This window comes from Paenarthrobacter sp. NPDC091669 (assembly GCF_044756725.1).
GTDB lineage: Bacteria > Actinomycetota > Actinomycetes > Actinomycetales > Micrococcaceae > Arthrobacter > Arthrobacter bambusae_C.
Window position 1 is genome coordinate 387,991 of record NZ_JBIVTK010000001.1, and the last position, 19,486, is coordinate 407,476.

Consider the following 19,486-nt stretch of genomic DNA (forward strand, 5'->3'; position numbering starts at 1 on the left):
GCACCGCCGTCGTGCGTGCCGGGCACGCCGTCCGCGCCACCGTCCGCGGGGCCTTCCTGCTGGCTTGGATCCTGCTCTGGAATAGACATGCTTCCTCCCGGGAATCGGACCGGACGGTCTTCATCGACACCGCCCGTGATCACCATATCCAGATGAGTCAGCTGTGGGAACAGCTCAGGCGGTGGGAACTTCCTACAGCCCGCGACGGACCATGCGATGTTCCGGCAGCGAGTACCAGGAGGGATCGCATAGTTGCCGCTTGCCGTCAGGAACAAAGCCATTCCGCCGATAGAAGGCCTGGGCGCGCGGATTGTCATCCAGGACCCAGAGGCAGGCCGGGCCGTCGCCGATCAAGGCATCCACCAATGCTTGGCCAACTCCCCGGCCATGAATACGTTCCAAGGTGTAGAGCATAAAAAGCTCCCGCTCGCAGGGACTGTCCTCATCCCTGCCCGGGCCTGCGGCGCCGATTCCTACCAGGAGACCATCGGGATCGTGGGCCAGCATCCTGGCGTGACCCGCCGCGATGTAGTCGCGGTAGCGCCCGATGCGGTCGGGCAGTGCCGCTTCCTGTTTCTCGAAAAACACCGGGGGCAGGAGGTGCCCGTAGCTTTCGCGCCACGACTGGACATGCATGAGGGCCATCGCTTCGGCGTCGTCCACCGTAGCGGGGCGAAGCGTGAAATCCACTAGCGCACCCGCGCTATCGCGAAACCGTCCCAGCCCTTGCTGCCCACCGTTTGGATGGCAGTGGCGTCCAGGCGCGGATCCTGGCCCATCATGTCCAACATTTTTATGATGCCGGGCGCGTTGACCTGGTCCCGTTGGGGCTCGAGGATGGCGCCGTCCCAGATGACGTTGTCCACCACGATGACCGTCCCGGGGCGTCCCAGACGGATAGCCCAGTCGAGGTAATTGGAGTCGTTTTCCTTGTCCGCATCGATGAAGACGAAATCGAACGATTCCTGCCCCGCCAGCGTGGGAAGGGTGTCCAGGGCAGCACCCACCCGGATGTCCACTTTGTGCCCCACCCCGGCGGCATCAAGGTTGGCGCGTGCCACGTCCGCGTGCTTCTGGAGGAATTCGCACGTCACCAGCCGCCCGTCGTCGGGCAGTCCCTGCGCCATCCACATACTGCTGAAACCCGCCAGGGTTCCGATCTCCAGGACCCGTCTGGCCCCCGACATCTGAACCAGCATCCGGAGCAGCTTGCCTGCGTTGGGGGCTACTTCAATCGCCGGCATGCCGGCCTCGACGGCGGACGCCAGGGCCCGCTTGTGGGCAGGATCAGGACGTACGACGACGTCAGTCAGGTAACGCTCGACGTCAACCCAACCGGGCTCGGCAACGTGTTCAATCATGGGCCCCAGTCTGGCACCGGTGGCTTCGCTGGGGAAGGATCTAGTCCGTGGCGGAAATCGCCTCTTCGAGCCGCTCCACCTTGCCGGTCAGTTCGCCGCTGTAGCCGGGCCGGATGTCCGCCTTGATCACCAGGGAGACACGGCTGCCGTAGCGGCCCACAGCTTCAGTGGCGCGCTTGACGACATCGAAGACCTCATCCCATTCGCCTTCGATGGTGGTGAACATGGAGTCCGTCTGGTTGGGCAATCCGGATTCACGGACGATCTTGACGGCGGCAGCGACGGCGTCGTGCACGGAAGCGTCGGGGGTGGGTCCGCCGTTGGCGGCGGATGCGGGCTGGCCCGAAGGGGCGACTGAGAAAGCAAGCAACATAAAATCCAGTGTTTCACGTACTGGTTTGTCATATAACGGCCTACTCCCGCGTAACAACGGGCCAAGGGCGCTCCGTTGCTACCCTGACAAGCATGGAACAGCCCTCTGAACGCAAGCCCCTCAGGGCAGACGCCGCACGCAATGTGGACAAAATCATTACCGCCGCCCGGCAATGTTTCCGGGAACACGGGCCCGAAGTGCCCCTGCAGACCATTGCCGCCACCGCCGGAGTTGGCCCCGCAACGCTGTTCCGCAACTTCTCGGACAAAGAGCAACTGGTCCTCGCCGCGTTGTCACGCCAACTGCGCCAGCACGTCGACCCGGTCGCCGCAGCTGCCCTGGACGGCATGGACGCTGCAGAGGGACTCATCAACGTCATCGATGCCGTGATGCAGGTAGCCAGCGAAGACGCGAACCTGCTCGACGCCGTCGCAGGCCGCCGCGGACTCCTGATAGGCATCACCCGCGGCATCATCGGCTCCATGGCCACCCTCCTTGAGCGCGGCCAGGGCCAGGGCTCCTTGCGGCGAGACATCACCATCGAGGACATGGTCCGGCTCGTTGCCATGCTGATTGGCGCCGTGGACACCATGGAACCGGGCTCTGCAGCCTGGAAGCGCCCGGTGGCCTTGATCGAAGACGCCATCCGGACCGAGCGCCCGTCCCGGCCGCTTCCGGAACAGTCCGGCATCCCAGGTGTGACGCTGACCGAGGTTCCATAGCCGAGGTTTTCCCTCTCCGATGTGGAGGACGACTTGATGGTGAGTCCTGCCCATCGCGGGACGGCCTGTGTGGCACTAGGCTCGGGCGTATGAATATTCCCCTGAGCTCATACTCATCCAGCGGTTCCGAGTCCGCTGCAGCAGCCGGTTTGGTCATGCTGCTGATGGTCATCTACTTCGCAGTGGTCTTTGCGATCGTGGGTGTGCTCTACATGGGAATGTTCACCAAGGCAGGCCGCCCTGCGTGGGCGGCCTTTGTCCCGATCTACAACAGCATCAAGCTCATGGAGATCGCCGGACGCCCCTGGTACTGGTTCCTGCTGACCCTGATCCCGTTCGCAGGAATCTACTTCAGCATCGTGGCCCTTCACGACCTCTCCAAGTCATTCGGCAAGGATGCCGGCTACACCGTTGGATTGGTCCTGTTGCCCGTGGTCTTCGTGCCGATGCTCTCTTACGGCTCCGCCCCCTACCTGGGCCCGGCGGCCGGGCGGCAGTTCGTGGCCTACCCGCAGGGCTACGCGCAGCCGTACCCCCAGGGTTATGCGCAGCCGGGCCAGCAAGGTTATGCGCAGCCGGGCCAGCAAGGTGCGCAGCCGCCGGTCCAGCAGCCACATGGCCAGCAGTACCGCTAGCCCCAGCCGAGCAGCCTGAGGAGTGCCGCGGCCGCGGCACCCGAAATCACCACCACCAGGAACGGTGCTCGAAGCCACAGCGCGACGGCGGCGGCGGCCAGGGCGCCGATGCGGGCATCAAGGACCAGTCCCTGGCCGGAGGCAACAGCGTTGACCACCGTCAGGGAGGCCAGCAGGCCAATGGTCATGGTGCCGGCCACATGCATGATGCGGGGGCTCTCCAGCAGCTTGGCCGGGACGAAGTAGCCCACCAGCTTGGTGAGGTATGCCAGCGCACAGGCAATCAGGATCCATAGCCACAGATTCACTTCGTGCCGCCGTTTCCAGGTTTCTCATGCCGGTGTTTCTCTGCATAGGGATCCACGTCCGGCTCCAGTCCTTCGTCCAGGCGTGCGTGGCTGAACCACCCGATGACACCTGCCACCACAGCCGCCACCAGGATGGGAACGCCCGATGGAACGAAGGGCACGGCCAGGATGGTAGCCAGTGCGCAGGCAGCGGCGATGGCCCAAGGTTCGCGGCCCTTCAACCGTGGCCATAGGAGGGCCAGGAATGCAGCAACCGCGGCCCCGTCCAAACCCCATTGTTTGGGATCGCCCATCGCGTCCCCGGCCAGGGCCCCCACGGCCGTAAAGATATTCCAGAGAATGAATATACCGATTCCAGCGGTCCAGAACCCCCGGCGCTGCTCGTCGGGATCGGACTGGCCCGACGCCGTCGCTGTCGATTCGTCGATGGTGATGTGCGCCGAAACATAACGCTTCCATCCGCCGGGACGGAGCATCGCATTGATTTGCATGCCGTAGATGCCGTTGCGTAACCCCAGCAAGGCACTGGCCGTCATGGCCGCCACTCCGGAGCCACCGCCTGCCACCACACCAATGAAGGCGAACTGCGATCCACCACTGAACAGCAACAGGCTCAACACCATGGTCTGCCAGAAATCGAACCCGGACGCCACGGAGAGGGCACCAAAGGACACTCCATACAGGCCCGTGGCGATACTGAGGGATACAGCGACCTTGAAAGCGGGCGACTCCCTCAGCTTCACGGGAGCAGCACTCCCGCTCATTTCCGCAAACTCCACGACCACAGGATCAGCGGAATCTGCAGCGGCAGGCGGACAGTGTGGATGCGGCGCTCGGCTGCCGTGCCGCTGGGACCATAGGCACGCCGAAGTGCATCTATATGCCCGGCAAGGAATGCAGCGAACATGGCCGTGGTGGCATCCGCGGCAATCTTTCGCGTGGCAGGGATCAGAAGCCCCACGGCGGCAGCCGCCTCGATCAACCCCGACGAGGCAACCCATTCCTCCCGGGACATGACTGCCAGCGGTCCATTCGGGCTGCCGGCCGGCTCGTCGTTGCGGCAGAGGTAGTCCGGCACCACCGGGTAGTAGAACTTAGGCGTGCGGAAGTGCTTCGCGGCGCTGGCCAGGAGCAGTGCGCTCAAAGCTACTGCGGACGTGGTTCGGGTTGCTTGTGCTGACCAGCGAAATGACATGAGACCACTCAATCACAAGCGGGGTGGCCGCCAAAGTCAGCTTGACACCATCAACTGTTTGAGGACCTCCGCCGGCTTGTTGGTGGTGATCTCATGGATTCCAAGTCCTTGGCACAGTGCCACGTCCCGTTCCGAATCCACAGTCCACACGCGGAATATACGCCCGTCTTCCAACCACCGCTGCACGTTACGCGCATGCTCCCTCACGTACTCAATTCCGGGGCCGGCAATTGATGCTTCGCCTGTGTCCAGAACACGTTCTGCTTCCAGCTGCGTGGCACGCATGACGTTGGCTACCGCCCCGCCGGTCAGGAAGCCCAGCCCGAGTTCCTGCCGGAGCTCCTTAACGGTGAAGTCGTCCACCAGTTGGCACACGTGCTCTTTTGGCACGCTCTGCAGCAGGCGCTGGACGGAATCGGTATCGAAGCTCATGAAGGAGACCTGAATGTTCTCCAGCCGGGACTCCTCCGGCGTCCAGCCTTCTTCTTCCAGCAAGGCCAACACCCTGTCCTCCAGCTTGAGCAGGTAAGGACTGGGATGCTTGAGCTCAATTGCCAAACCAATCTCGCGGCCGGCCCCGCGCAGGATGTCCAGCAATTCCGGCAACGTCAGGAACTGATCGGCCACTCCCCCGTAAGCCTCGGGGATGCGCGCGCCCTTCCACGACGAGAAGTCCAGAGAGCGGAGCTCCTCCAACGTGTGCTCCGCCACCGGACCTGTACCTGTGGACGTCCGGTCCAGGTTCGCGTCATGCAGCAACACCACGTGCTGGTCCCGCGTCAGGTGGACATCGCACTCCACACCGTCGGCACCGTCGGCGATTGCCTGCAGATAAGCCGCCCTGGTGTGCTCGGCGTAGGCTGCACTCGCGCCGCGATGGGCGTAGACCTTGGGCCGGCCTGGGGCGAAGTCGTCGCTAGTCATGCAGACACGGTAGCCCACCTCCGTGCATCTGCGGGGGCTACGCTGGGCTCATGCAGGTGAACTCTGAACAAATCCCAACTGAAGACGTCACCAACCCCAATCCGCTGCCCCACCAGCCGGGTTCCACAGGTTCCATAGGTTCCGCCCGCGCCGGTTCCGCCCGCGCACGGCGGGGCGCCGCCGTCGACCTTTCAGCAGGTGACATGGAAAAAGCGGCCGCGCTGCTCCGCATGAAACGGTTGGCGCTGGCGCTGCTGATCGCCATGGCGGTGATCTTCACCGTGGCGTTCGCGTTCCAGAAGCAGTATCCCTGGCTGGAATACGTCCGTGCGGCGGCCGAAGGCGGCATGGTGGGCGCGTTGGCCGACTGGTTCGCGGTGACTGCGCTGTTCAAGTACCCCCTGGGCCTGAAAATCCCCCACACGGCCATCATTCCGCGCCGCAAGGACCAGATCGGCGAATCGCTCAGTGACTTCGTGGAGAGCAACTTCCTCTCCCAGGAAGTGGTGCAGGACAAGCTGTCCAGCATCGACATTGCCCGCAAGGCCGGCACGTGGTTGTCGGCACCGGGCGGAGCCGAACGCGTGGCGAAGGAAGGCGGCGCGATCATCCGTGGCGCCTTCACTGTCCTGAACGACGACGACGTCCAGGCAGTCATCGAGGGAATGGTCCGTAAGCACCTGCTCACCCCGCCGTGGGGACCGCCCGTGGGCCGGATGGCTGAACGGATCTTCGCCGACGGACACCACCACACCCTGGTTGACCTTTTGGTTGACCGCGCCGCCGACTGGGTGGATGCAAACCACGCCACGGTCAACCGGCTGGTCTCGGATCGCTCGCCCCTCTGGGTGCCCACATTCGTGGAGGGCCTGGTGGGCGACAGGGTCTACGTGGAGCTCTCCAAATTTGTTCGCGCTGTTCAGTCTGACCAGAACCACCAAGTGCGCCAGTCGATCGATGCTTACCTGAAGGATCTGGCCCAGGACCTTCAGCATGATCCCGCCATGATTGAGCGCGCAGAGTCCATCAAAGCCCAGATCCTCGGCGATCCCGAGGTCCGCGAACTGGCGTCCCGCACGTGGGGAACCGTGAAGACTGCGTTGCTCAACGCCGTCGACGATCCGCACAGTGAACTGAGCCAGCGCTTCAAGGGCGCCGTCCGCGATTTCGGTACACGGCTGGTCAACGACGACGAACTGGCCGGCAAGGTCAACGCCTGGATCGGAGACGCGGCGGGCTACTTGGTGAACACGTACCGCTCGGACATCGCAGGCGTCATCTCTGACACCGTGGCGCGTTGGGATGCCGAGGAAACGTCCCAGAAGATCGAGCTGCAGGTTGGCAAGGACCTCCAATACATCCGCATCAACGGCACCGTGGTGGGCGCCCTGGCCGGGCTTGCGATCTTTACAGTGGCGCACCTGCTGTTCGGCTAATTACCGGCGGCGCTCTGGAGCTATCCCACGGGCCTTGGTACCTTCAACGCATGCCCATCAAACTTGAAAACGTTGGCATTGCCGTCCGGGATCTTGAAGAAACCATCGCCTTCTTCACCGATCTCGGGCTCACCGTGCTGGGCCGTGACACGGTCAGTGGTGAGTGGGCCGATACGGCCGTAGGGCTGGACGGTAACCACGCAAAAATCGCGGTGCTCCAAACTCCGGATGGCAACGGCCAACTGGAGCTTTTCGAGTACCTCCACCCGGATGCGATCGAGACCAGCCCCACCCTTCCCAACGAGATCGGCATGCACCGGGTTGCTTTCTCGGTGGACGACATCGATCAAGCCCTGGAGATCGCCGCGAAGCACGGATGCCACCCGCTGCGCGGTGTGGCGAACTACCAGGATGTTTACAAACTGACGTATCTTCGCGGGCCCAGCGGGATCCTGGTCATGTTGGCGCAGAAACTCTAAAGGGAGGCACTTCCATGCTGACTCCCGTCGCTGAGGGCGTTCTGGTTCACGAGAGCGAATTCATCCAGAGCAACTGCACGGTGGTGCAGGGCCGGGACGGTGTGCTGCTGATCGACGCCGGCATTACGGTCAACGAAATGGCCGCCATCGCGGACGACCTCCACGGGTTGGGCCAGCCCGTCGTGGCCGGTTTCTCCACGCACCCCGACTGGGACCATGTGCTCTGGCACCCTTCCTTCGGCAGCCCGCCCCGCTACGGCACGGCGCGCTGCGCGGCCTCCATCCGGACAGTCCTGGCCGCTGCTGACTGGAAGGAACAGGTAGCCGAGGGGCTGCCACCGGAGCATGCCGATGAGATTCCGATGGAGCTGCTCGGCCTCATTTCCGGGCTGCGTGCCGACACTGTGCAGATCCCGTGGGACGGACCCACCGTCCGCATTCTGGAGCATCAAGCCCACGCCCCTGGCCATGCGGCGCTCCTGGTCGAGGGGGCCGGTGTCCTGGTAGCCGGCGACATGCTGTCCGACATCCTGATGCCGTTCCTCGACCTGGAGGCAGCAGATCCGCTCAATGACTACCTCGAAGCGTTGCGGCTCTTCGAATCCGTGGCCGGCAATGTGGTTGCCGTGATCCCGGGCCACGGCTCAGTGGGCTTGGCTGGGCAACTGCGGGAACGGATTGCTTTGGATCGCGCCTACGTGCAGGCCTTGCTGGACGGCCGTGAGACCGAAGACCCGAGGGTTGGCCCGTCCGCTCCGTTGGAATGGCTCGCCGACGTCCATGGGTGGCAGGTTCAGCGACTGGCCGAAAGACGGCGGGGCTGAGTTTTCTCATGGAATGCCGTTCTTGAGAAAATCGACACCGCGTTTTCTCAGCCGAGCAAGTGCACCATCTGCCCTGGCCTTGCTTGGCCGATCAGGTCCAGGTCTTCGTCGCGCACTACGGCAATCACCGGCGACTTGGCCGCCGCAGGACGGCCGGCCAACGCAATGACGGGAAGGCCAGACGGCGGCAGCACCACTGCGCCCAAGGGCAACGGTTGAGGATGGGCTGCTTGGGTTTCGGCAGCTGGAGCCGTTTGTCCAACCTCAAGCGGTCGACCCATCAATCGCGCACCCACGCGATCTGATTCCTGCGAGAGAGTCCACGGTTCCGTGGTCAATCGAAGCCACGTGCCGGCGTCGATAGTCCGAGCCTGCGGGTCGCCCGGCCCTTCTGGCATACGTGAGACCCTGGCAACTACCGGCCTCTCGGGGTCCGGTGCCCGCCGGGCGGGGTGGTTGGCCTCAGGGAAACCCTGGCCGTGTGGCTTTCCGAACGTTACGGACGCACCGGCGGACAGCGCTTCGCCGGGCACCGACACACCACCTTGGACCCCTACGTAGTAACGGATCCCGAACAACGCCGGGCCGAAGTCCAACACTGCTCCGGGAGCTACCCTGACCGCTTTGTTCAGCGGAAATTCTGAGCCGTTGAGCGTCACCACACCCTCGGCACCGGTGACTGCCACAGCCGACCCGGTCACGAACCTCAGCTTCAGGCCGCCCACCAGCACCTCGAGTCCGGCTGCATGTTCAGGATTTCCCAGCAAGGCGTTGGCCAGATGCAGGGACTTGCGGTCCAGCGCTTGATCGGGCTTGAGGGCAAGCGTCAGCGTTCCGGGGACCACCACCACTGCACTCATCCGGCAAACTCCTCCTTCACGAACCAGCACAACGTGGCCTGCGCAGCATCAGGCCTACGCGAACGCCTCAATCTGCACACCAGCCTGCTCAAGGCCTTCCCGGACAGCAGCGGCCATGTCGACGGCCCCCGGGGTATCTCCGTGGATGCATAAGGAATCAGCCACTACCGGGACAACGGTTCCGTCGATGGCCAGGATTTCCTTGCGCGTTGCCAGCCTTACGGCTTGAGCCACCACGGCAGCGGGATCATGCAGCACTGCGCCGTCCTGGGCACGGGGTACAAGTGTGCCGTCCGGAAGGTAGGCACGGTCCACGAACGCCTCGCGGAATACTGGATGACCGGATTCTTCTGCGAGCTTCAGCCATTCGGAGCCCGGCAAGCCAAGCACGGGCAGCCCGGGATCGTAGGCATGGACGGCCGCGACTACGGCCTCTGCCTGCTCGGCGTCACGGACAATCCGGTTGTAGAGCGCGCCATGCGGCTTCACGTAATCCACCGACGCTCCCACAGCGTGGGCCATCCCATCGAGGGCGCCAAGTTGATACAAAACGTCGCCGAAGAGTTCGTCGAAGGTCATGTCCAGGGAACGCCGGCCGAAGCCCGCCAAGTCCCGGTAGCCCACATGCGCTCCTACGCGGACATCCAGTTCGAACGCCGCGCGGCAGCTGTCCAACATGGTGAGAGGATCACCGGCGTGGAAGCCACAGGCCACGTTGGCACTGCTCACGATGCGGAACATCGAGGCGTCGTCACCCATGGTCCAGGAGCCGAAAGACTCCCCGAGGTCAGCGTTCAGGTCCACTGTTACCGCCTTCCAGCGTGAGGGTTTCGGCCGATTCGGGAGCGAAGGCATTCTTTGGTGCATTGGGGAGCAGCTCACCCGGGACGGTGTCCGGCAGCGGACCGAAGGCTTCCTTGGCTGTGGAAACCACGGCCCGGCCCATCATGAGGTTGCCGGCACCACCCACCACTGCGCCCACGCCGAAAGGCAAAGCACGGCCCAGGAACGCGGTCCCCTGGCGCTTCACAAGGTTCTTGAGGAAGGCCCGCTGGATGGAGTCGCGGATGACCCCAAAGCCGCTTCCCGGAATCTTCTTGGTAAGGGTCCTGCCCCAGGCGTTGGTTACGCCCTTTCCGCGGCCGAGCGACTGGCCGCTCAGTGCCCCGAGCATGGACGTTCCTTCCTCGCCCAGCATGATGGCCATCACCATGGTTTGCGCACGTACGGGATCAGTCAGCCGGATGCCGTGGAGCTCCGCCAAGGACGACGCGTAGAGCGCTGTGGTCTCCAGGAAGCCCACGGTGGCGAGCGCGGAAAGTCCCAGGGAGGCTGCAGTTCCGATGCCAGGAACGACCGCTGTTGCACCCACCGCTGCACCTCCACCTGAGATGGCCAGCAAGTAGTGGCGCTCCAGTTTGGCTGCGAGCTGGGCCGGCGTGTCATTCGGGTGTCTGCGTTGCAGCCTGCGCAGGTTGGCCAGGACCAAAGGGCGCTGGACTTCGACGGCCTTCAGCAGGACATTATGGACGCCGGGCTTGGTGTTGCCTTCCTGATCGAAGACTGCGTTATGGGCTGTCTCTTGGGCGATTTTCACCGCCGGGTTGGGTCGCTTGGGCATCTTCACCTCTCCTTGGCAGCTGGGTCGTCATACTGGGAACTGCTGGATTCAGCCTATGCCACACCCCTGACCTGCGAGACCTTCCCGGGGCGCTATGTGGATACTATTCCGCGCACAGCGGACGTCCCGGCAGAGCTGCCGCGGCGTAGACTGGGGGCACTCACGGAAGCAGTCCACCCAGGACAGGAAGTATCCGTTATGAACGCCTCGGAAAAGAACGAACACGTCATCCGCCACCACACCGACGCCCCGGCGGAAGGTGAGCCGGAGGGCTGGGTTTCGCACGATACCGGCATCCACAGCCAGGACCCGGCCGAAGGCCCGGACATCGACGACGACGACGCACCGCCGTCGGGCGCTTCATAACTCAGGTTCCTACACCACGCGCCATCGGCAGGCGCGCCTTCCACAGCGCCAACTACCAGGTCTAGGCTGGTGAAATGGCTGCGTTAAGAGCGCTGCGTCCGTTTGCGCACCGGGAATTCCGGGTGCTGATTTCGGCGCTGTCCATTTCCATTTTTGGATCGGGCATGTGGGCAGTGGCGATGGTCTACGAGGTGATCCACCTCGGCGGCGGTCCATTGGAACTGTCACTGGTGGCCACTGCTGCCAGCCTGGGCCTGGTGGGTTTCGTGCTGGCCGGAGGCATTGCGGCCGACAGACTCCCTCAACGGCTCCTGATTATTGCGGTGGAAGGCGCCAATCTGGCCGTCATCGCGACCATCACGGCGCTGGCCATGCTTAACGTCCTTCAACTGTGGCACTTGGCCATCGGTGCTTTCGTCCTGGGCGTGGGGCAGGCGTTCTTCTTCCCTGCGTACTCGGCGATCCTGCCGCGTATCCTGCCTGCCGACGACCTCCTGGCCGCCAACGGCTTGGAGGGCACCGTTCGGCCGGTCCTGCAACAGGCGGCGGGCCCGGCACTTGCCGGAATCCTGGTGGCAGCGCTGTCACCGGCACACGCTGTGGCGGGTGTTGCTGTGTGTCATTTGCTGGCGTTCGGAATTGTGAACTTCCTGAGCCGGCAAACTCTGGGAGTGGACACGGTTGGGGCGGTTGGTACCAAGGACACACCAGCGAAGTCGTCCCTCTTCAAGGACCTCGCGGAGGGGTTCAGCTACACCATCCGCACCCCATGGCTGCTGTGGACCCTGATCTGGGCCTGCCTGTCGGTGCTCTTCCTCATTGGACCCATCGAGGTCCTGCTGCCCTTCGTTGTCCAGGACCAGTTGGGCGGCGACTCTAGGATGTTCGGGTTCCTGCTGGCCATCATGGGTGTAGGAAGCGCCATCGCCGCCCTGGCAACGGCATCCCTTCGTCTCCCCCGCCGCTACCTGACAGTCATGGTGCTGACGTGGGGCCTCGGCAGCCTGCCCGTGGCGGCCATCGGGTTCATGAACAGCTTTTGGATGCTCGGCGCTGCCATGCTGATCTTCGGAGTCACTGAGGGGATCGGCACCGTCATCTGGGGAACGTTGCTGCAGCGGCGCGTGCCACGGCATCTGTTGGGTCGGATTTCCAGCCTGGACTTCTTTGTTTCCCTGGCCCTGATGCCCGTCTCCATGGCCCTCGCCGGCCCCATTGCTGAGGTGGTTCCGATCTGGCTGATCTTTTTCGTCGGCGGTCTGGCGTGCCCCATCATGGCTTTTGTCGCCCTCTTCGTGGCACGCATGATGACGGACGAGATCCAGAATCCCTTGACCTCGGATGCCTCCGATGCTGAGACTGCAGACACTCAGCCCGATGCTGTGTAGCGTGGAATGTACATGCCGCCTCTGCTGGAGGCCCTCGGTTTGGCTGAACTGACGCATGAGAAGCGGAACAACAGCATGCGGGCCACTCGATGACGGTCTTGGACTGTTCCCCGCGGCGTCGAGCCGTGACGGAATCCGGTCTTGCCGGGTGAGACCGTCAACAGGCACCGGCTCCCAGCCGGGCTATTTACCGGCAGCCAGGGTGCCGATCTGATCCCCGCCTTGGCCGAAAACAGCCAGTTTTCCGTCTTCCTGGATCTTGGCGGTGGCAGCGTTCGACAGCCACGGATCAACGCCTTCGCAAGCCATCCGGGTAGACGAGAAACCTCCGAACGATACGGTTTTTCCATCCTCTTTCCAAGAGCCGACGAGCCTGTTGCAGCCATCCGTACCGGTGGCACTGCCGTCGGACTTCATCTCCAGGGAGGGTTGTTTGGCGTCACTGGTATCACCCCAGATTCCGACGAACGGGCTGGTGCCGCTTCCCGCGCAGCCCGCCAGGAAAGCAGCAGCTACGAATGCCAGGGAAACAACGCGGACAATGCGGGTCTGGGGCTGCGCCATGCGGTCAGTCTAGGTTCACTGCAGGACCACGCACCATAGTCCGGACCCGCTGACAGTGGGCGTCCGGTGGCGCTCACCATGCTGCTGTTAACCGGATCGTGCGGCCGGTCGCGACTCAGACGACCGACCGCACTAGCCCGGTTTACGCAGCGACGGCGCCCCGGGCGGGCCCCAGAACCCGCCACACCCATCGCTGCTAACTCCGTCGGTGAACCGCATCGCAGCCGAAAAGGGCAACGGCGCAGTCCGCGGTTCAACGACATGGGCACTCAATATGTGCGTTGACCTGCGGAAACGTGACGCGGTGTTTGCAGAAATGTTTGGTTTTGATGATTTCGGTCGCAACAGTCGCAACAAGCAACTTGTGCAGGACTCAGCCCCGGAGGCCAAGGCCATGCCTCTGCGCCAACCCTGAACAACAACGCCTCGTGAAATCGCATCACATTTCCGGTGACCCGCCCACATATCAGTAGACGGAAAAACACCCCAACGGATGCGCCCAGGAGCACGATGTGAAGTCACTGAACGGAATGGCTATGACCGCCACCCTTGCATTTACCGACGCACCGGATGTCCACCTCTTGTTCATGGCGGGATTGGTCTTCCTGGCCGGTGTAGCCGGGGTGGGCGCGGTGACCCTCCTGCTGTTGTTGGCACCTTTCGCCGCGCTGCTGGTGGCCCGGCCTCGAATGAAAAGGACCCTCGAAAGTACCACCGCGCCTGCTGCTCCCGCCGCGATCCCCTTCCAACGCAAGAGGCCCGACGGCGGTGCGGGGCGCCTGCCGCCGTCGCGTACCCGGGGCGACGAAGCCGCCTAGACTCAGCCGCCGGCGTCGTGGCTTTGCTCCTTGTGACTCTGACGCGGCTTCACGTTTCTGCCCAGCAACAGCACGGCGGCGTTAGCCGCGACGATCAATCCAATGCCGGCCCACTGCCCCACGGCAAGCTCCTCGTGCAGGGCGACGGCCCCGATCAGCGCAGCAAACACCGGGTTGATGCTCATGAGCACGCCGAACAGATGGGCAGGAACCCTCCGCAGAGCGATCAGGTCTGCCACGTACGGCAGAACGGACGCCAGAATGCCGGCACCCACTGCGCACGTGACCGAAAACCCGTCTACAGGCTGACTCATGAAAATCACGACGGCGACGGGCAGGAACAGCGTGGCGGACACACCTGTAGCGGCCGCCGTCCCTTGAATGCCCTGAACGCGTCGGCCGACGGTCCGATTGAGGAGAATGTAGGCCGCCCAACTGCAGGCAGCAATGAGACCCAGCCCTATGCCCACGAAGTCCATGGACGCCTGGGGTTGCGTGATGGCGATGACGCCCACAGCTGCCGCCACTGCGCACAGGGCGCTGGCCTTCTGTCGCGAACTGATCAGCGCCACGGCAAGCGGCCCCAGGAACTCCAGCGTCACCGCCAAACCGAGGCCAATCCTTTGAATGGACGCATACAGGCCAAGATTCATGGTCCCGAAGGACACAGCGAGCAGGAGAATGGGCCACCACTGGGACCACCCCAGTTCGCGGAGCCGGGGCCGGACCAGCGGCACCAGCACTATGGCCGCTACCAGTTGCCGGACCGCTACCACGCCAACCGGGCCCATGACAGGGAAGGCGAGGGAGCCAGTTGCGGCACCCAGCTGATTGGACAGTGCGCTGGCGACGAGGGTGGCCGCTCCGCCGGCTCTCCTGGACGGCTGCGGGCTGGCTGCACTCACTCCCATGGTCTCGATCATGGGGAAATTCTGCGCTTCTGCCGGTCATCCCCTAAATGCATGGATGCCACTATTTATACGCCCAGCGCATGAATAGGATGGGCGTATGGACGTTGAGCTGAAGCAGCTTCGCTGCTTGGTGGCAGTGGTGGACGAAGGCACCTTCACCGATGCCGCCATAGAGTTGCGCATGTCCCAAGCAGCAGTGTCACGCAACATCGCAGGGTTGGAACGAACCCTGGGTGTCAGGCTCGTGGAACGAACCACCAGGAGTGCCCGCCTCACCACCGCCGGCGAGCGCGCTGTGGGCAAGGCACGGCGCATTCTTGTCCTGCTGGCAGATCTGGAACGCGACGCCGGAACAGGCACGGGAAAGGTCCGGATCGGCTACGCCTGGTCGGCTTTGGGCGAGCACACCACCGAATTCCAGCGGCGATGGGCAGTCGCCTTCCCCTCCACCGAGCTCCAGCTGGTCCGTTCCAACACACCCACCGCCGGCCTCGCTGACGGAGGCACCGACCTTGCCATCCTCCGACGCCTGCCTGAAGCGGCCGCCGTCGAGCATGTCCGGATAAGTGCCGAAAAACGATATTGCGCCATGGCATCGGATGATGTGTTGGCGCCGAAGAGGTCGGTGACACTGGCGCAGATCGCCCAGAAGCCTGTGGCGATGGATCTACGGACGGGAAGCACCACGCTGGACCTTTGGCCAGAGGATATCCGGCCGCCAAACGTTGTCCCGACCCAGGACGTTGACGACTGGTTGACGCTCATCGGCAGCGGTAAAGCCCGGGGCATCACGGCGGAATCCACCGCACACCAATATCGACGACGGGGCGTCACCTACCGCCCGGTCCGGGACGCTCCACCAGTTCCTGTATATGCGGCGTGGTCCAGGAAGGATCCGCCGCGGGAGCGGGATCAGATTGTGGAGCTGCTGATGGGTTTGTACGGCTAGGTCAGTCCACCAAGAGAAGTTCAGTCCTCGAAACGCAAGTGGCTTTCGGTGCTGCCACTCAAGTGCGCGATGATGTCCGACGCGACGGCATGCAGTTTCTGGTTCCTGTGGCTGGAGGCTTTGGTCAGGAACTCGAAGGCTTCGTCCTGGGTGCAACGGTTCTGGGCCATGATGACGCCACACGCCAGGTCAATAACAGTCCTGGAAGACATTGCGGTTTTCAGGTCCGCGTTGAGTTGCTCCACGGTTTCGATCCGGATGGCAAGACGCAAGGTACTGCCGGTGACCTCCGTAAAAGCGGCAGCTTCGTCGATCACAGCTTGCGTGAATGTGCCGGCATTGGGGGCAAAGAAGTTGATGACCGCCTGGGATGTTTCGCCGAGGTCCATGGGCACGCCCAAGGCGGAGTGAATACCCTCAGCGGCCAAGGCCCGGCTGTACTTCGGCCAGCTGGTGTCGGTAGCAACGTCTGCCAGCAGTACCGGGCGGCCTGCGTCCAGCGCTTCCAGGCAAGGGCCCTGCCCAAGGGACTGCTCGATCTTGTCCAGATGCACCGCCCTCTCACTGCTGCCCGCAACGGTGGCGGTGCGCTTGCGGCGGCGCAGCGTGAGTGCACAGTCGATGTTTTCACCAGCCACTTTGCTCATCGCATCGGACGCGAATCCGGTCACACCGTTGAGGATGGCATGGATATCCGAGCTGCCAACCACCAGCTCATGCAGGCTTCGGATGTGTTCGGCACTCCCATTGGGTTCCATGGGCCCAATCGTAGGGAGTGTTGGGCTTCCCGTCACGTGCTTCCGGTAACTAGTAGACGGAGCCCATCAGGAGCTCTGACAGGCGGCCGGCAGCGCGCCGGAGTTCCGGAACGCTTGCTTTCAGCTCAGCTTCAGTGGCCGTCTCCACCGGACTTGTCAAGGCAATGGACTCACTCGGACGTCCGGTCCTGTTGGGAACTGCCACCGCCACGGAGAGGACACCGGTGGCGCGCTCGTCGGCGGAATAGGCAAAGTCCTCACCCGGAAGGGGCAGTCGTGCCCGTAAATCGTCGGCAGTGAATTCGGCATCTTCGTGGCCCGACGCGGAGGCCGCCAGCGCCACCTGTTGCAGTTCCTCAGGGGAAGCGGACACCAGGAGAATTTTTCCGGCGGCGCCCACCGTGAGTGGCAGCCGTTTACCCAGAGGGAGGTCGTACCGGAGGGGTGAATCGCCATCCACCCGGGCCACCAGGATGCGCTCAAAGCCGAGGCGGGTGTACAAGGACGCGGTACGGGCCGTCTGCGTGGCCACCTGCTGCAGGATGGGCCGCGCCGCAACCACCAGGGGATCGTTTTCCAGGAAGCTCCGGGCGGCAGGGAGAACCGCCGGCCCAACCCGGTAGGTCTTGTCCGTCTGGCTGACCATGCCGAAATCCTGGAGGACGCGGAGGATCCTGAGCGTGGTGGGCAGGCTCATGCCACAGGTCCGTGCGAGATCGCTCAACCGCTGCGGCCGCTCTGCACGCTGAAGCTCGGCAAAGACCTCCAGCGCCCGTGAAAGCGAGCGCATGTTGGCTGCCTTGGGGCCGTCTTCGGCTGAACTGGCGGAGTGCGTTGAACTCACGGTCATTCTTTCATTCTATGTAACTTCCTTGCGCTTGACATCACATGTGGCTCCTGTCACTATTTCTTCAGGCGCAATATTCTTTCATTCTATGAAATGAAATACCACGGAACGTAAGAAGGAAGACCATGACAACGGAGTCAGTTATGACCGAGCCGCAGCGCACCCGCGTTGCACCCACCGTGCTGGCAGGGATCGGTGCGTTCGTCGTCGTCGGCGTCTACGTACTGGTCAGCTCCCTGGAATTGGGCCTGTGGACGTCCCTCGGCCCGGGTCCCGGGATGTTCCCCTTCGCGATGGGCGGGCTGTTGGTTGCCATGTCCGCCATTTGGCTCGTCCAGGAATTGCGCCAACCAAGCGAAACCGCCAGCGGCGTCGACCGCGGCCTGGTGATCGCCGTCGTCGTCAGCCTTGCACTCCTGGCCGCGGTCATGGACCTGCTTGGCTTCCAGCTGAGCATGTTCCTCTTCCTGATGTACCACCTGAAAATCCGCGGCCGCCGCGGCTGGGTGTCATCGCTGATCATCGCCTTGGCCGGAAGCGTCGGCGCCTTCTACGCCTTCAACTATGGCCTCAACGTGGCCCTGCCTACCGCCGGAATTACCGTCCTGAACTCGATCGGACTCTAACCGTGGATACCCTCAACGAACTGGCCAACGGCTTCGCTTCTGCGTTGACCTGGCAGAACCTGATTTTCGCTTTCCTGGGCTGCCTGCTCGGCACCATCATCGGCGTGCTTCCCGGCATTGGCCCCGTGGCCGGCGTCGCCCTGCTCATCCCCCTCACCATGAATCTCGATGCCACCGGTGCCATCATCATGTTGTGCGCCATCTTCTACGGCACGGCTTACGGCGGAACCATCACCAGTGTCCTGCTGAACACCCCCGGCGAGGCGGCCTGGGCCATCACCACCATCGACGGCTACGCCATGACCAAGATCGGCAAGGCAGGTGCGGCCCTCACGATCGCCGCCGTCGGGTCATTTGTTGGCGGCACCATCGCAACTCTTGGCCTGGTGGCCGCTGCCAAGCCCCTCGGTGAGCTGGGGTTGCTCGTCGGTCCCCCGGAATTCTTCGCTCTCATGGTGGTTGGCATCTCGCTGCTGGTGGCTTTGGCGGGCAAGTCCATGGTCAAGGCCCTCATCTCCGGCGCCCTTGGCTTGCTGATCTCCATGGTGGGCATTGATCCCGTAGCCGGCGCACCCCGTTTCACCTTCGGGTCCGACAACCTGCTGGACGGCGTGAGCTTTGTAGCCGTGATCGTGGGCGTGTTTGGCCTCTCCGAAATCCTGTCCTACCGGAAAGACTCCAAAGCTGCTGCCGTGCATGCACCAGGCCTGCGCTCCCTGCTCCCCACCGGAAAGGAATGGCGCCGAAGCGCACCGTCCATGGCACGCGGAACAGGCATTGGGTTCGGTCTTGGCCTCATCCCCGGCATGACCGGATCAGTGTCCTCACTCTTGGCCTACGGCGCCGAAAAGAAGTTCTCCAAGCACCGCAACGAGCTGGGCAAGGGAGCGATCGAAGGTGTCGCAGGCCCGGAGACCGCCAATAACGCCCACGCCAACGCTGCCCTGATCCCCTTGTTCACCTTGGGCATCCCAGCCTCGCCAACCATCGCCGTACTGATGGGCGCCTTCCTTCAGCAGGGCCTGACCCCAGGACCAACCCTGTTCACGGAGCACTCGGAAATTGCATGGGCAATCATCGCAAGCCTGTTCATCGGCAACTTGCTGCTGCTTCTGCTGAATGTTCCGTTGGTGGGTCTGTGGACCTCAATCCTTCGGGTTCCGGCCTCCATCCTCACGGCCTTGATCCTGCTCTTCATGGTCATCGGTGCCTACACCATCAACTTCAATGTCTTCGATGTGTTCGTGATGATCGGCTTCGGCCTCCTGGGTCTGGCACTGCGGCACCTCGATATCCCGCTGGCTCCGATGGTCCTGACACTGGTACTGGGACCGCTGATGGAGCGGTCACTTCGCGAGTCCTTGGAGATTTCGCAAGGAGACTTCGGCATCTTCCTCAACCGCCCCATCTCGATGGTCCTGATCGGTGTAGGCGTCCTCATCGTCCTAAGCCCACTTCTCAAACTCCGCAAGCCCAAAGCCCTCAACGAAGACCCCGAAACGTAAATACCTACCGCAACAC

Annotated in this window: 27 protein-coding genes; 13 read left to right on the forward strand and 14 right to left on the reverse strand. The window is 63.3% G+C overall.

All coding sequences use genetic code 11. From position 1 onward, the window contains the following. Nucleotides 1–192 precede the first annotated feature (192 nt). The 3 genes from ACIQLI_RS01810 to ACIQLI_RS01820 are packed head-to-tail and all read right to left on the reverse strand — an operon-like array spanning nucleotide 193 to nucleotide 1,734. Nucleotides 193–690 (reverse strand): GNAT family N-acetyltransferase, encoded by a 498-nt coding sequence (locus tag ACIQLI_RS01810; protein WP_400384405.1) that lies wholly within the window; start codon nucleotides 688–690, stop codon nucleotides 193–195. Next, nucleotides 690–1,361, reverse strand: coding sequence for an O-methyltransferase (locus ACIQLI_RS01815; protein ID WP_400384407.1), 672 nt, complete (start codon nucleotides 1,359–1,361; stop codon nucleotides 690–692). Before ACIQLI_RS01815 ends, ACIQLI_RS01810 begins: the two co-directional genes overlap by 1 nt. A gap of 40 nt (nucleotides 1,362–1,401) precedes the next feature. Continuing rightward, a complete protein-coding gene (locus tag ACIQLI_RS01820; RefSeq protein ID WP_089593387.1) occupies nucleotides 1,402–1,734 on the reverse strand; it encodes a thiamine-binding protein in 333 nt (110 codons plus the stop codon). A 92-nt stretch (nucleotides 1,735–1,826) separates the two neighbouring features. Between ACIQLI_RS01820 and ACIQLI_RS01825 the strand changes: the two genes are divergently transcribed. Both ACIQLI_RS01825 and ACIQLI_RS01830 read left to right on the forward strand, forming a co-directional pair. Then, nucleotides 1,827–2,456: a helix-turn-helix domain-containing protein gene (locus ACIQLI_RS01825; protein ID WP_354232060.1), complete on the forward strand. Its 630-nt coding sequence runs from the start codon at nucleotides 1,827–1,829 to the stop codon at nucleotides 2,454–2,456. Between the two features lie 89 nt (nucleotides 2,457–2,545). Continuing rightward, the gene (locus ACIQLI_RS01830) at nucleotides 2,546–3,091 is read left to right on the forward strand and encodes a DUF5684 domain-containing protein (protein WP_400384411.1); all 546 of its coding nucleotides are present in this window, start codon (nucleotides 2,546–2,548) and stop codon (nucleotides 3,089–3,091) included. On the opposite strand, the gene ACIQLI_RS01835 is transcribed toward ACIQLI_RS01830, so the two are convergent. From ACIQLI_RS01835 to ACIQLI_RS01850, 4 genes are read right to left on the reverse strand one after another with little or no spacing between them, the layout of a single operon-like run. Continuing rightward, nucleotides 3,088–3,399 (reverse strand): AzlD domain-containing protein, encoded by a 312-nt coding sequence (locus ACIQLI_RS01835; RefSeq protein WP_089593385.1) that lies wholly within the window; start codon nucleotides 3,397–3,399, stop codon nucleotides 3,088–3,090. The two genes, ACIQLI_RS01830 and ACIQLI_RS01835, sit on opposite strands and share 4 nt — an antisense overlap. Next, nucleotides 3,396–4,163, reverse strand: a complete 768-nt coding sequence (locus ACIQLI_RS01840; RefSeq protein ID WP_354232056.1) for an AzlC family ABC transporter permease — start codon at nucleotides 4,161–4,163, stop codon at nucleotides 3,396–3,398. The genes ACIQLI_RS01835 and ACIQLI_RS01840 overlap by 4 nt, the downstream gene beginning before the upstream one ends. Then, the gene (locus ACIQLI_RS01845) at nucleotides 4,160–4,594 is read right to left on the reverse strand and encodes a hypothetical protein (protein ID WP_354232054.1); all 435 of its coding nucleotides are present in this window, start codon (nucleotides 4,592–4,594) and stop codon (nucleotides 4,160–4,162) included. The genes ACIQLI_RS01840 and ACIQLI_RS01845 overlap by 4 nt, the downstream gene beginning before the upstream one ends. A 36-nt stretch (nucleotides 4,595–4,630) precedes the next feature. Beyond that, nucleotides 4,631–5,518, reverse strand: coding sequence for a glycerophosphodiester phosphodiesterase (locus tag ACIQLI_RS01850; RefSeq protein ID WP_400384416.1), 888 nt, complete (start codon nucleotides 5,516–5,518; stop codon nucleotides 4,631–4,633). A 50-nt stretch (nucleotides 5,519–5,568) separates the two neighbouring features. On the opposite strand from ACIQLI_RS01850, the gene ACIQLI_RS01855 reads away from it, so the two are divergent. The 3 genes from ACIQLI_RS01855 to ACIQLI_RS01865 are packed head-to-tail and all read left to right on the forward strand — an operon-like array spanning nucleotide 5,569 to nucleotide 8,257. Beyond that, nucleotides 5,569–6,954 carry a DUF445 domain-containing protein gene (locus tag ACIQLI_RS01855; RefSeq protein WP_400384418.1) on the forward strand — a complete coding sequence of 462 codons (1,386 nt, stop codon included), beginning with the start codon at nucleotides 5,569–5,571 and terminating at the stop codon, nucleotides 6,952–6,954. A gap of 50 nt (nucleotides 6,955–7,004) precedes the next feature. Next, on the forward strand, nucleotides 7,005–7,433 hold the full coding sequence (locus ACIQLI_RS01860; RefSeq protein WP_400384421.1) for a VOC family protein: 429 nt from the start codon (nucleotides 7,005–7,007) through the stop codon (nucleotides 7,431–7,433). A 14-nt stretch (nucleotides 7,434–7,447) separates the two neighbouring features. Further along, nucleotides 7,448–8,257 (forward strand): MBL fold metallo-hydrolase, encoded by an 810-nt coding sequence (locus ACIQLI_RS01865; RefSeq protein WP_400384424.1) that lies wholly within the window; start codon nucleotides 7,448–7,450, stop codon nucleotides 8,255–8,257. 47 nt (nucleotides 8,258–8,304) lie between these two features. Here ACIQLI_RS01865 and ACIQLI_RS01870 read toward each other — a convergent pair whose 3' ends face one another. Genes ACIQLI_RS01870 through ACIQLI_RS01880 form a run of 3 tightly spaced genes read right to left on the reverse strand, consistent with a single transcriptional unit; the run spans nucleotide 8,305 to nucleotide 10,738 of the window. Then, nucleotides 8,305–9,117, reverse strand: a complete 813-nt coding sequence (locus ACIQLI_RS01870) for a biotin-dependent carboxyltransferase family protein (protein ID WP_400384427.1) — start codon at nucleotides 9,115–9,117, stop codon at nucleotides 8,305–8,307. 54 nt (nucleotides 9,118–9,171) lie between these two features. Continuing rightward, nucleotides 9,172–9,921: a LamB/YcsF family protein gene (locus tag ACIQLI_RS01875; RefSeq protein ID WP_400384430.1), complete on the reverse strand. Its 750-nt coding sequence runs from the start codon at nucleotides 9,919–9,921 to the stop codon at nucleotides 9,172–9,174. Continuing rightward, nucleotides 9,905–10,738 (reverse strand): hypothetical protein, encoded by an 834-nt coding sequence (locus tag ACIQLI_RS01880; RefSeq protein ID WP_354232040.1) that lies wholly within the window; start codon nucleotides 10,736–10,738, stop codon nucleotides 9,905–9,907. The genes ACIQLI_RS01875 and ACIQLI_RS01880 overlap by 17 nt, the downstream gene beginning before the upstream one ends. A 198-nt stretch (nucleotides 10,739–10,936) precedes the next feature. On the opposite strand from ACIQLI_RS01880, the gene ACIQLI_RS01885 reads away from it, so the two are divergent. From ACIQLI_RS01885 to ACIQLI_RS01895, 3 genes are all read left to right on the forward strand, one after another. Beyond that, a complete protein-coding gene (locus tag ACIQLI_RS01885) occupies nucleotides 10,937–11,104 on the forward strand; it encodes a hypothetical protein (RefSeq protein ID WP_354232038.1) in 168 nt (55 codons plus the stop codon). 74 nt (nucleotides 11,105–11,178) lie between these two features. Then, entirely contained in the window at nucleotides 11,179–12,492 is a 1,314-nt protein-coding gene (locus ACIQLI_RS01890; protein WP_354232036.1) for an MFS transporter, read from the forward strand. A gap of 12 nt (nucleotides 12,493–12,504) precedes the next feature. Further along, complete coding sequence (locus ACIQLI_RS01895; protein ID WP_400384785.1) at nucleotides 12,505–12,585, forward strand: DUF6855 family protein; 81 nt, start codon at nucleotides 12,505–12,507, stop codon at nucleotides 12,583–12,585. 90 nt (nucleotides 12,586–12,675) lie between these two features. Here ACIQLI_RS01895 and ACIQLI_RS01900 read toward each other — a convergent pair whose 3' ends face one another. Beyond that, nucleotides 12,676–13,056 carry an META domain-containing protein gene (locus ACIQLI_RS01900; protein WP_400384435.1) on the reverse strand — a complete coding sequence of 127 codons (381 nt, stop codon included), beginning with the start codon at nucleotides 13,054–13,056 and terminating at the stop codon, nucleotides 12,676–12,678. A 208-nt stretch (nucleotides 13,057–13,264) separates the two neighbouring features. On the opposite strand from ACIQLI_RS01900, the gene ACIQLI_RS01905 reads away from it, so the two are divergent. Together ACIQLI_RS01905 and ACIQLI_RS01910 are read left to right on the forward strand one after the other, a co-directional pair. Then, nucleotides 13,265–13,471, forward strand: coding sequence for a hypothetical protein (locus ACIQLI_RS01905; RefSeq protein WP_400384438.1), 207 nt, complete (start codon nucleotides 13,265–13,267; stop codon nucleotides 13,469–13,471). Nucleotides 13,472–13,568: 97 nt separating this feature from the next. After that, nucleotides 13,569–13,874, forward strand: a complete 306-nt coding sequence (locus ACIQLI_RS01910) for a hypothetical protein (RefSeq protein WP_400384441.1) — start codon at nucleotides 13,569–13,571, stop codon at nucleotides 13,872–13,874. 2 nt (nucleotides 13,875–13,876) lie between these two features. Here ACIQLI_RS01910 and ACIQLI_RS01915 read toward each other — a convergent pair whose 3' ends face one another. Further along, nucleotides 13,877–14,797: an EamA family transporter gene (locus ACIQLI_RS01915; protein WP_400384444.1), complete on the reverse strand. Its 921-nt coding sequence runs from the start codon at nucleotides 14,795–14,797 to the stop codon at nucleotides 13,877–13,879. An 85-nt stretch (nucleotides 14,798–14,882) separates the two neighbouring features. Between ACIQLI_RS01915 and ACIQLI_RS01920 the strand changes: the two genes are divergently transcribed. Beyond that, a complete protein-coding gene (locus tag ACIQLI_RS01920; protein WP_400384447.1) occupies nucleotides 14,883–15,734 on the forward strand; it encodes a LysR family transcriptional regulator in 852 nt (283 codons plus the stop codon). A gap of 20 nt (nucleotides 15,735–15,754) precedes the next feature. Here the strand turns inward: ACIQLI_RS01920 and ACIQLI_RS01925 are convergent, their stop codons facing one another. Together ACIQLI_RS01925 and ACIQLI_RS01930 are read right to left on the reverse strand one after the other, a co-directional pair. After that, on the reverse strand, nucleotides 15,755–16,492 hold the full coding sequence (locus tag ACIQLI_RS01925) for an ANTAR domain-containing protein (RefSeq protein ID WP_400384450.1): 738 nt from the start codon (nucleotides 16,490–16,492) through the stop codon (nucleotides 15,755–15,757). 49 nt (nucleotides 16,493–16,541) lie between these two features. Beyond that, a complete protein-coding gene (locus ACIQLI_RS01930; protein WP_400384453.1) occupies nucleotides 16,542–17,342 on the reverse strand; it encodes an IclR family transcriptional regulator in 801 nt (266 codons plus the stop codon). 122 nt (nucleotides 17,343–17,464) lie between these two features. Here ACIQLI_RS01930 and ACIQLI_RS01935 point away from each other — a divergent pair, with 122 nt between their 5' ends. Together ACIQLI_RS01935 and ACIQLI_RS01940 are read left to right on the forward strand one after the other, a co-directional pair. Further along, nucleotides 17,465–17,965, forward strand: coding sequence for a tripartite tricarboxylate transporter TctB family protein (locus tag ACIQLI_RS01935; RefSeq protein ID WP_400384456.1), 501 nt, complete (start codon nucleotides 17,465–17,467; stop codon nucleotides 17,963–17,965). Between the two features lie 2 nt (nucleotides 17,966–17,967). Then, nucleotides 17,968–19,470: a tripartite tricarboxylate transporter permease gene (locus ACIQLI_RS01940; RefSeq protein WP_400384459.1), complete on the forward strand. Its 1,503-nt coding sequence runs from the start codon at nucleotides 17,968–17,970 to the stop codon at nucleotides 19,468–19,470. Nucleotides 19,471–19,486 lie beyond the last annotated feature (16 nt).

Coding starts and splice junctions, on each gene's coding strand:
- ACIQLI_RS01830 (WP_400384411.1), top strand. CDS start 2,546: ATGAATATTCCCCTGAGCTCATACTCATCCAGCGGTTCCGAGTCCGCT.
- ACIQLI_RS01850 (WP_400384416.1), bottom strand. CDS start 5,518: ATGACTAGCGACGACTTCGCCCCAGGCCGGCCCAAGGTCTACGCCCAT.
- ACIQLI_RS01880 (WP_354232040.1), bottom strand. CDS start 10,738: ATGCCCAAGCGACCCAACCCGGCGGTGAAAATCGCCCAAGAGACAGCC.
- ACIQLI_RS01860 (WP_400384421.1), top strand. CDS start 7,005: ATGCCCATCAAACTTGAAAACGTTGGCATTGCCGTCCGGGATCTTGAA.
- ACIQLI_RS01895 (WP_400384785.1), top strand. CDS start 12,505: ATGCCGCCTCTGCTGGAGGCCCTCGGTTTGGCTGAACTGACGCATGAG.
- ACIQLI_RS01920 (WP_400384447.1), top strand. CDS start 14,883: ATGGACGTTGAGCTGAAGCAGCTTCGCTGCTTGGTGGCAGTGGTGGAC.
- ACIQLI_RS01885 (WP_354232038.1), top strand. CDS start 10,937: ATGAACGCCTCGGAAAAGAACGAACACGTCATCCGCCACCACACCGAC.
- ACIQLI_RS01825 (WP_354232060.1), top strand. CDS start 1,827: ATGGAACAGCCCTCTGAACGCAAGCCCCTCAGGGCAGACGCCGCACGC.
- ACIQLI_RS01870 (WP_400384427.1), bottom strand. CDS start 9,117: ATGAGTGCAGTGGTGGTGGTCCCCGGAACGCTGACGCTTGCCCTCAAG.
- ACIQLI_RS01820 (WP_089593387.1), bottom strand. CDS start 1,734: ATGTTGCTTGCTTTCTCAGTCGCCCCTTCGGGCCAGCCCGCATCCGCC.
- ACIQLI_RS01865 (WP_400384424.1), top strand. CDS start 7,448: ATGCTGACTCCCGTCGCTGAGGGCGTTCTGGTTCACGAGAGCGAATTC.
- ACIQLI_RS01840 (WP_354232056.1), bottom strand. CDS start 4,163: ATGAGCGGGAGTGCTGCTCCCGTGAAGCTGAGGGAGTCGCCCGCTTTC.
- ACIQLI_RS01845 (WP_354232054.1), bottom strand. CDS start 4,594: ATGTCATTTCGCTGGTCAGCACAAGCAACCCGAACCACGTCCGCAGTA.
- ACIQLI_RS01890 (WP_354232036.1), top strand. CDS start 11,179: ATGGCTGCGTTAAGAGCGCTGCGTCCGTTTGCGCACCGGGAATTCCGG.
- ACIQLI_RS01855 (WP_400384418.1), top strand. CDS start 5,569: ATGCAGGTGAACTCTGAACAAATCCCAACTGAAGACGTCACCAACCCC.
- ACIQLI_RS01915 (WP_400384444.1), bottom strand. CDS start 14,797: ATGATCGAGACCATGGGAGTGAGTGCAGCCAGCCCGCAGCCGTCCAGG.
- ACIQLI_RS01815 (WP_400384407.1), bottom strand. CDS start 1,361: ATGATTGAACACGTTGCCGAGCCCGGTTGGGTTGACGTCGAGCGTTAC.
- ACIQLI_RS01930 (WP_400384453.1), bottom strand. CDS start 17,342: ATGACCGTGAGTTCAACGCACTCCGCCAGTTCAGCCGAAGACGGCCCC.
- ACIQLI_RS01900 (WP_400384435.1), bottom strand. CDS start 13,056: ATGGCGCAGCCCCAGACCCGCATTGTCCGCGTTGTTTCCCTGGCATTC.
- ACIQLI_RS01925 (WP_400384450.1), bottom strand. CDS start 16,492: ATGGAACCCAATGGGAGTGCCGAACACATCCGAAGCCTGCATGAGCTG.
- ACIQLI_RS01935 (WP_400384456.1), top strand. CDS start 17,465: ATGACAACGGAGTCAGTTATGACCGAGCCGCAGCGCACCCGCGTTGCA.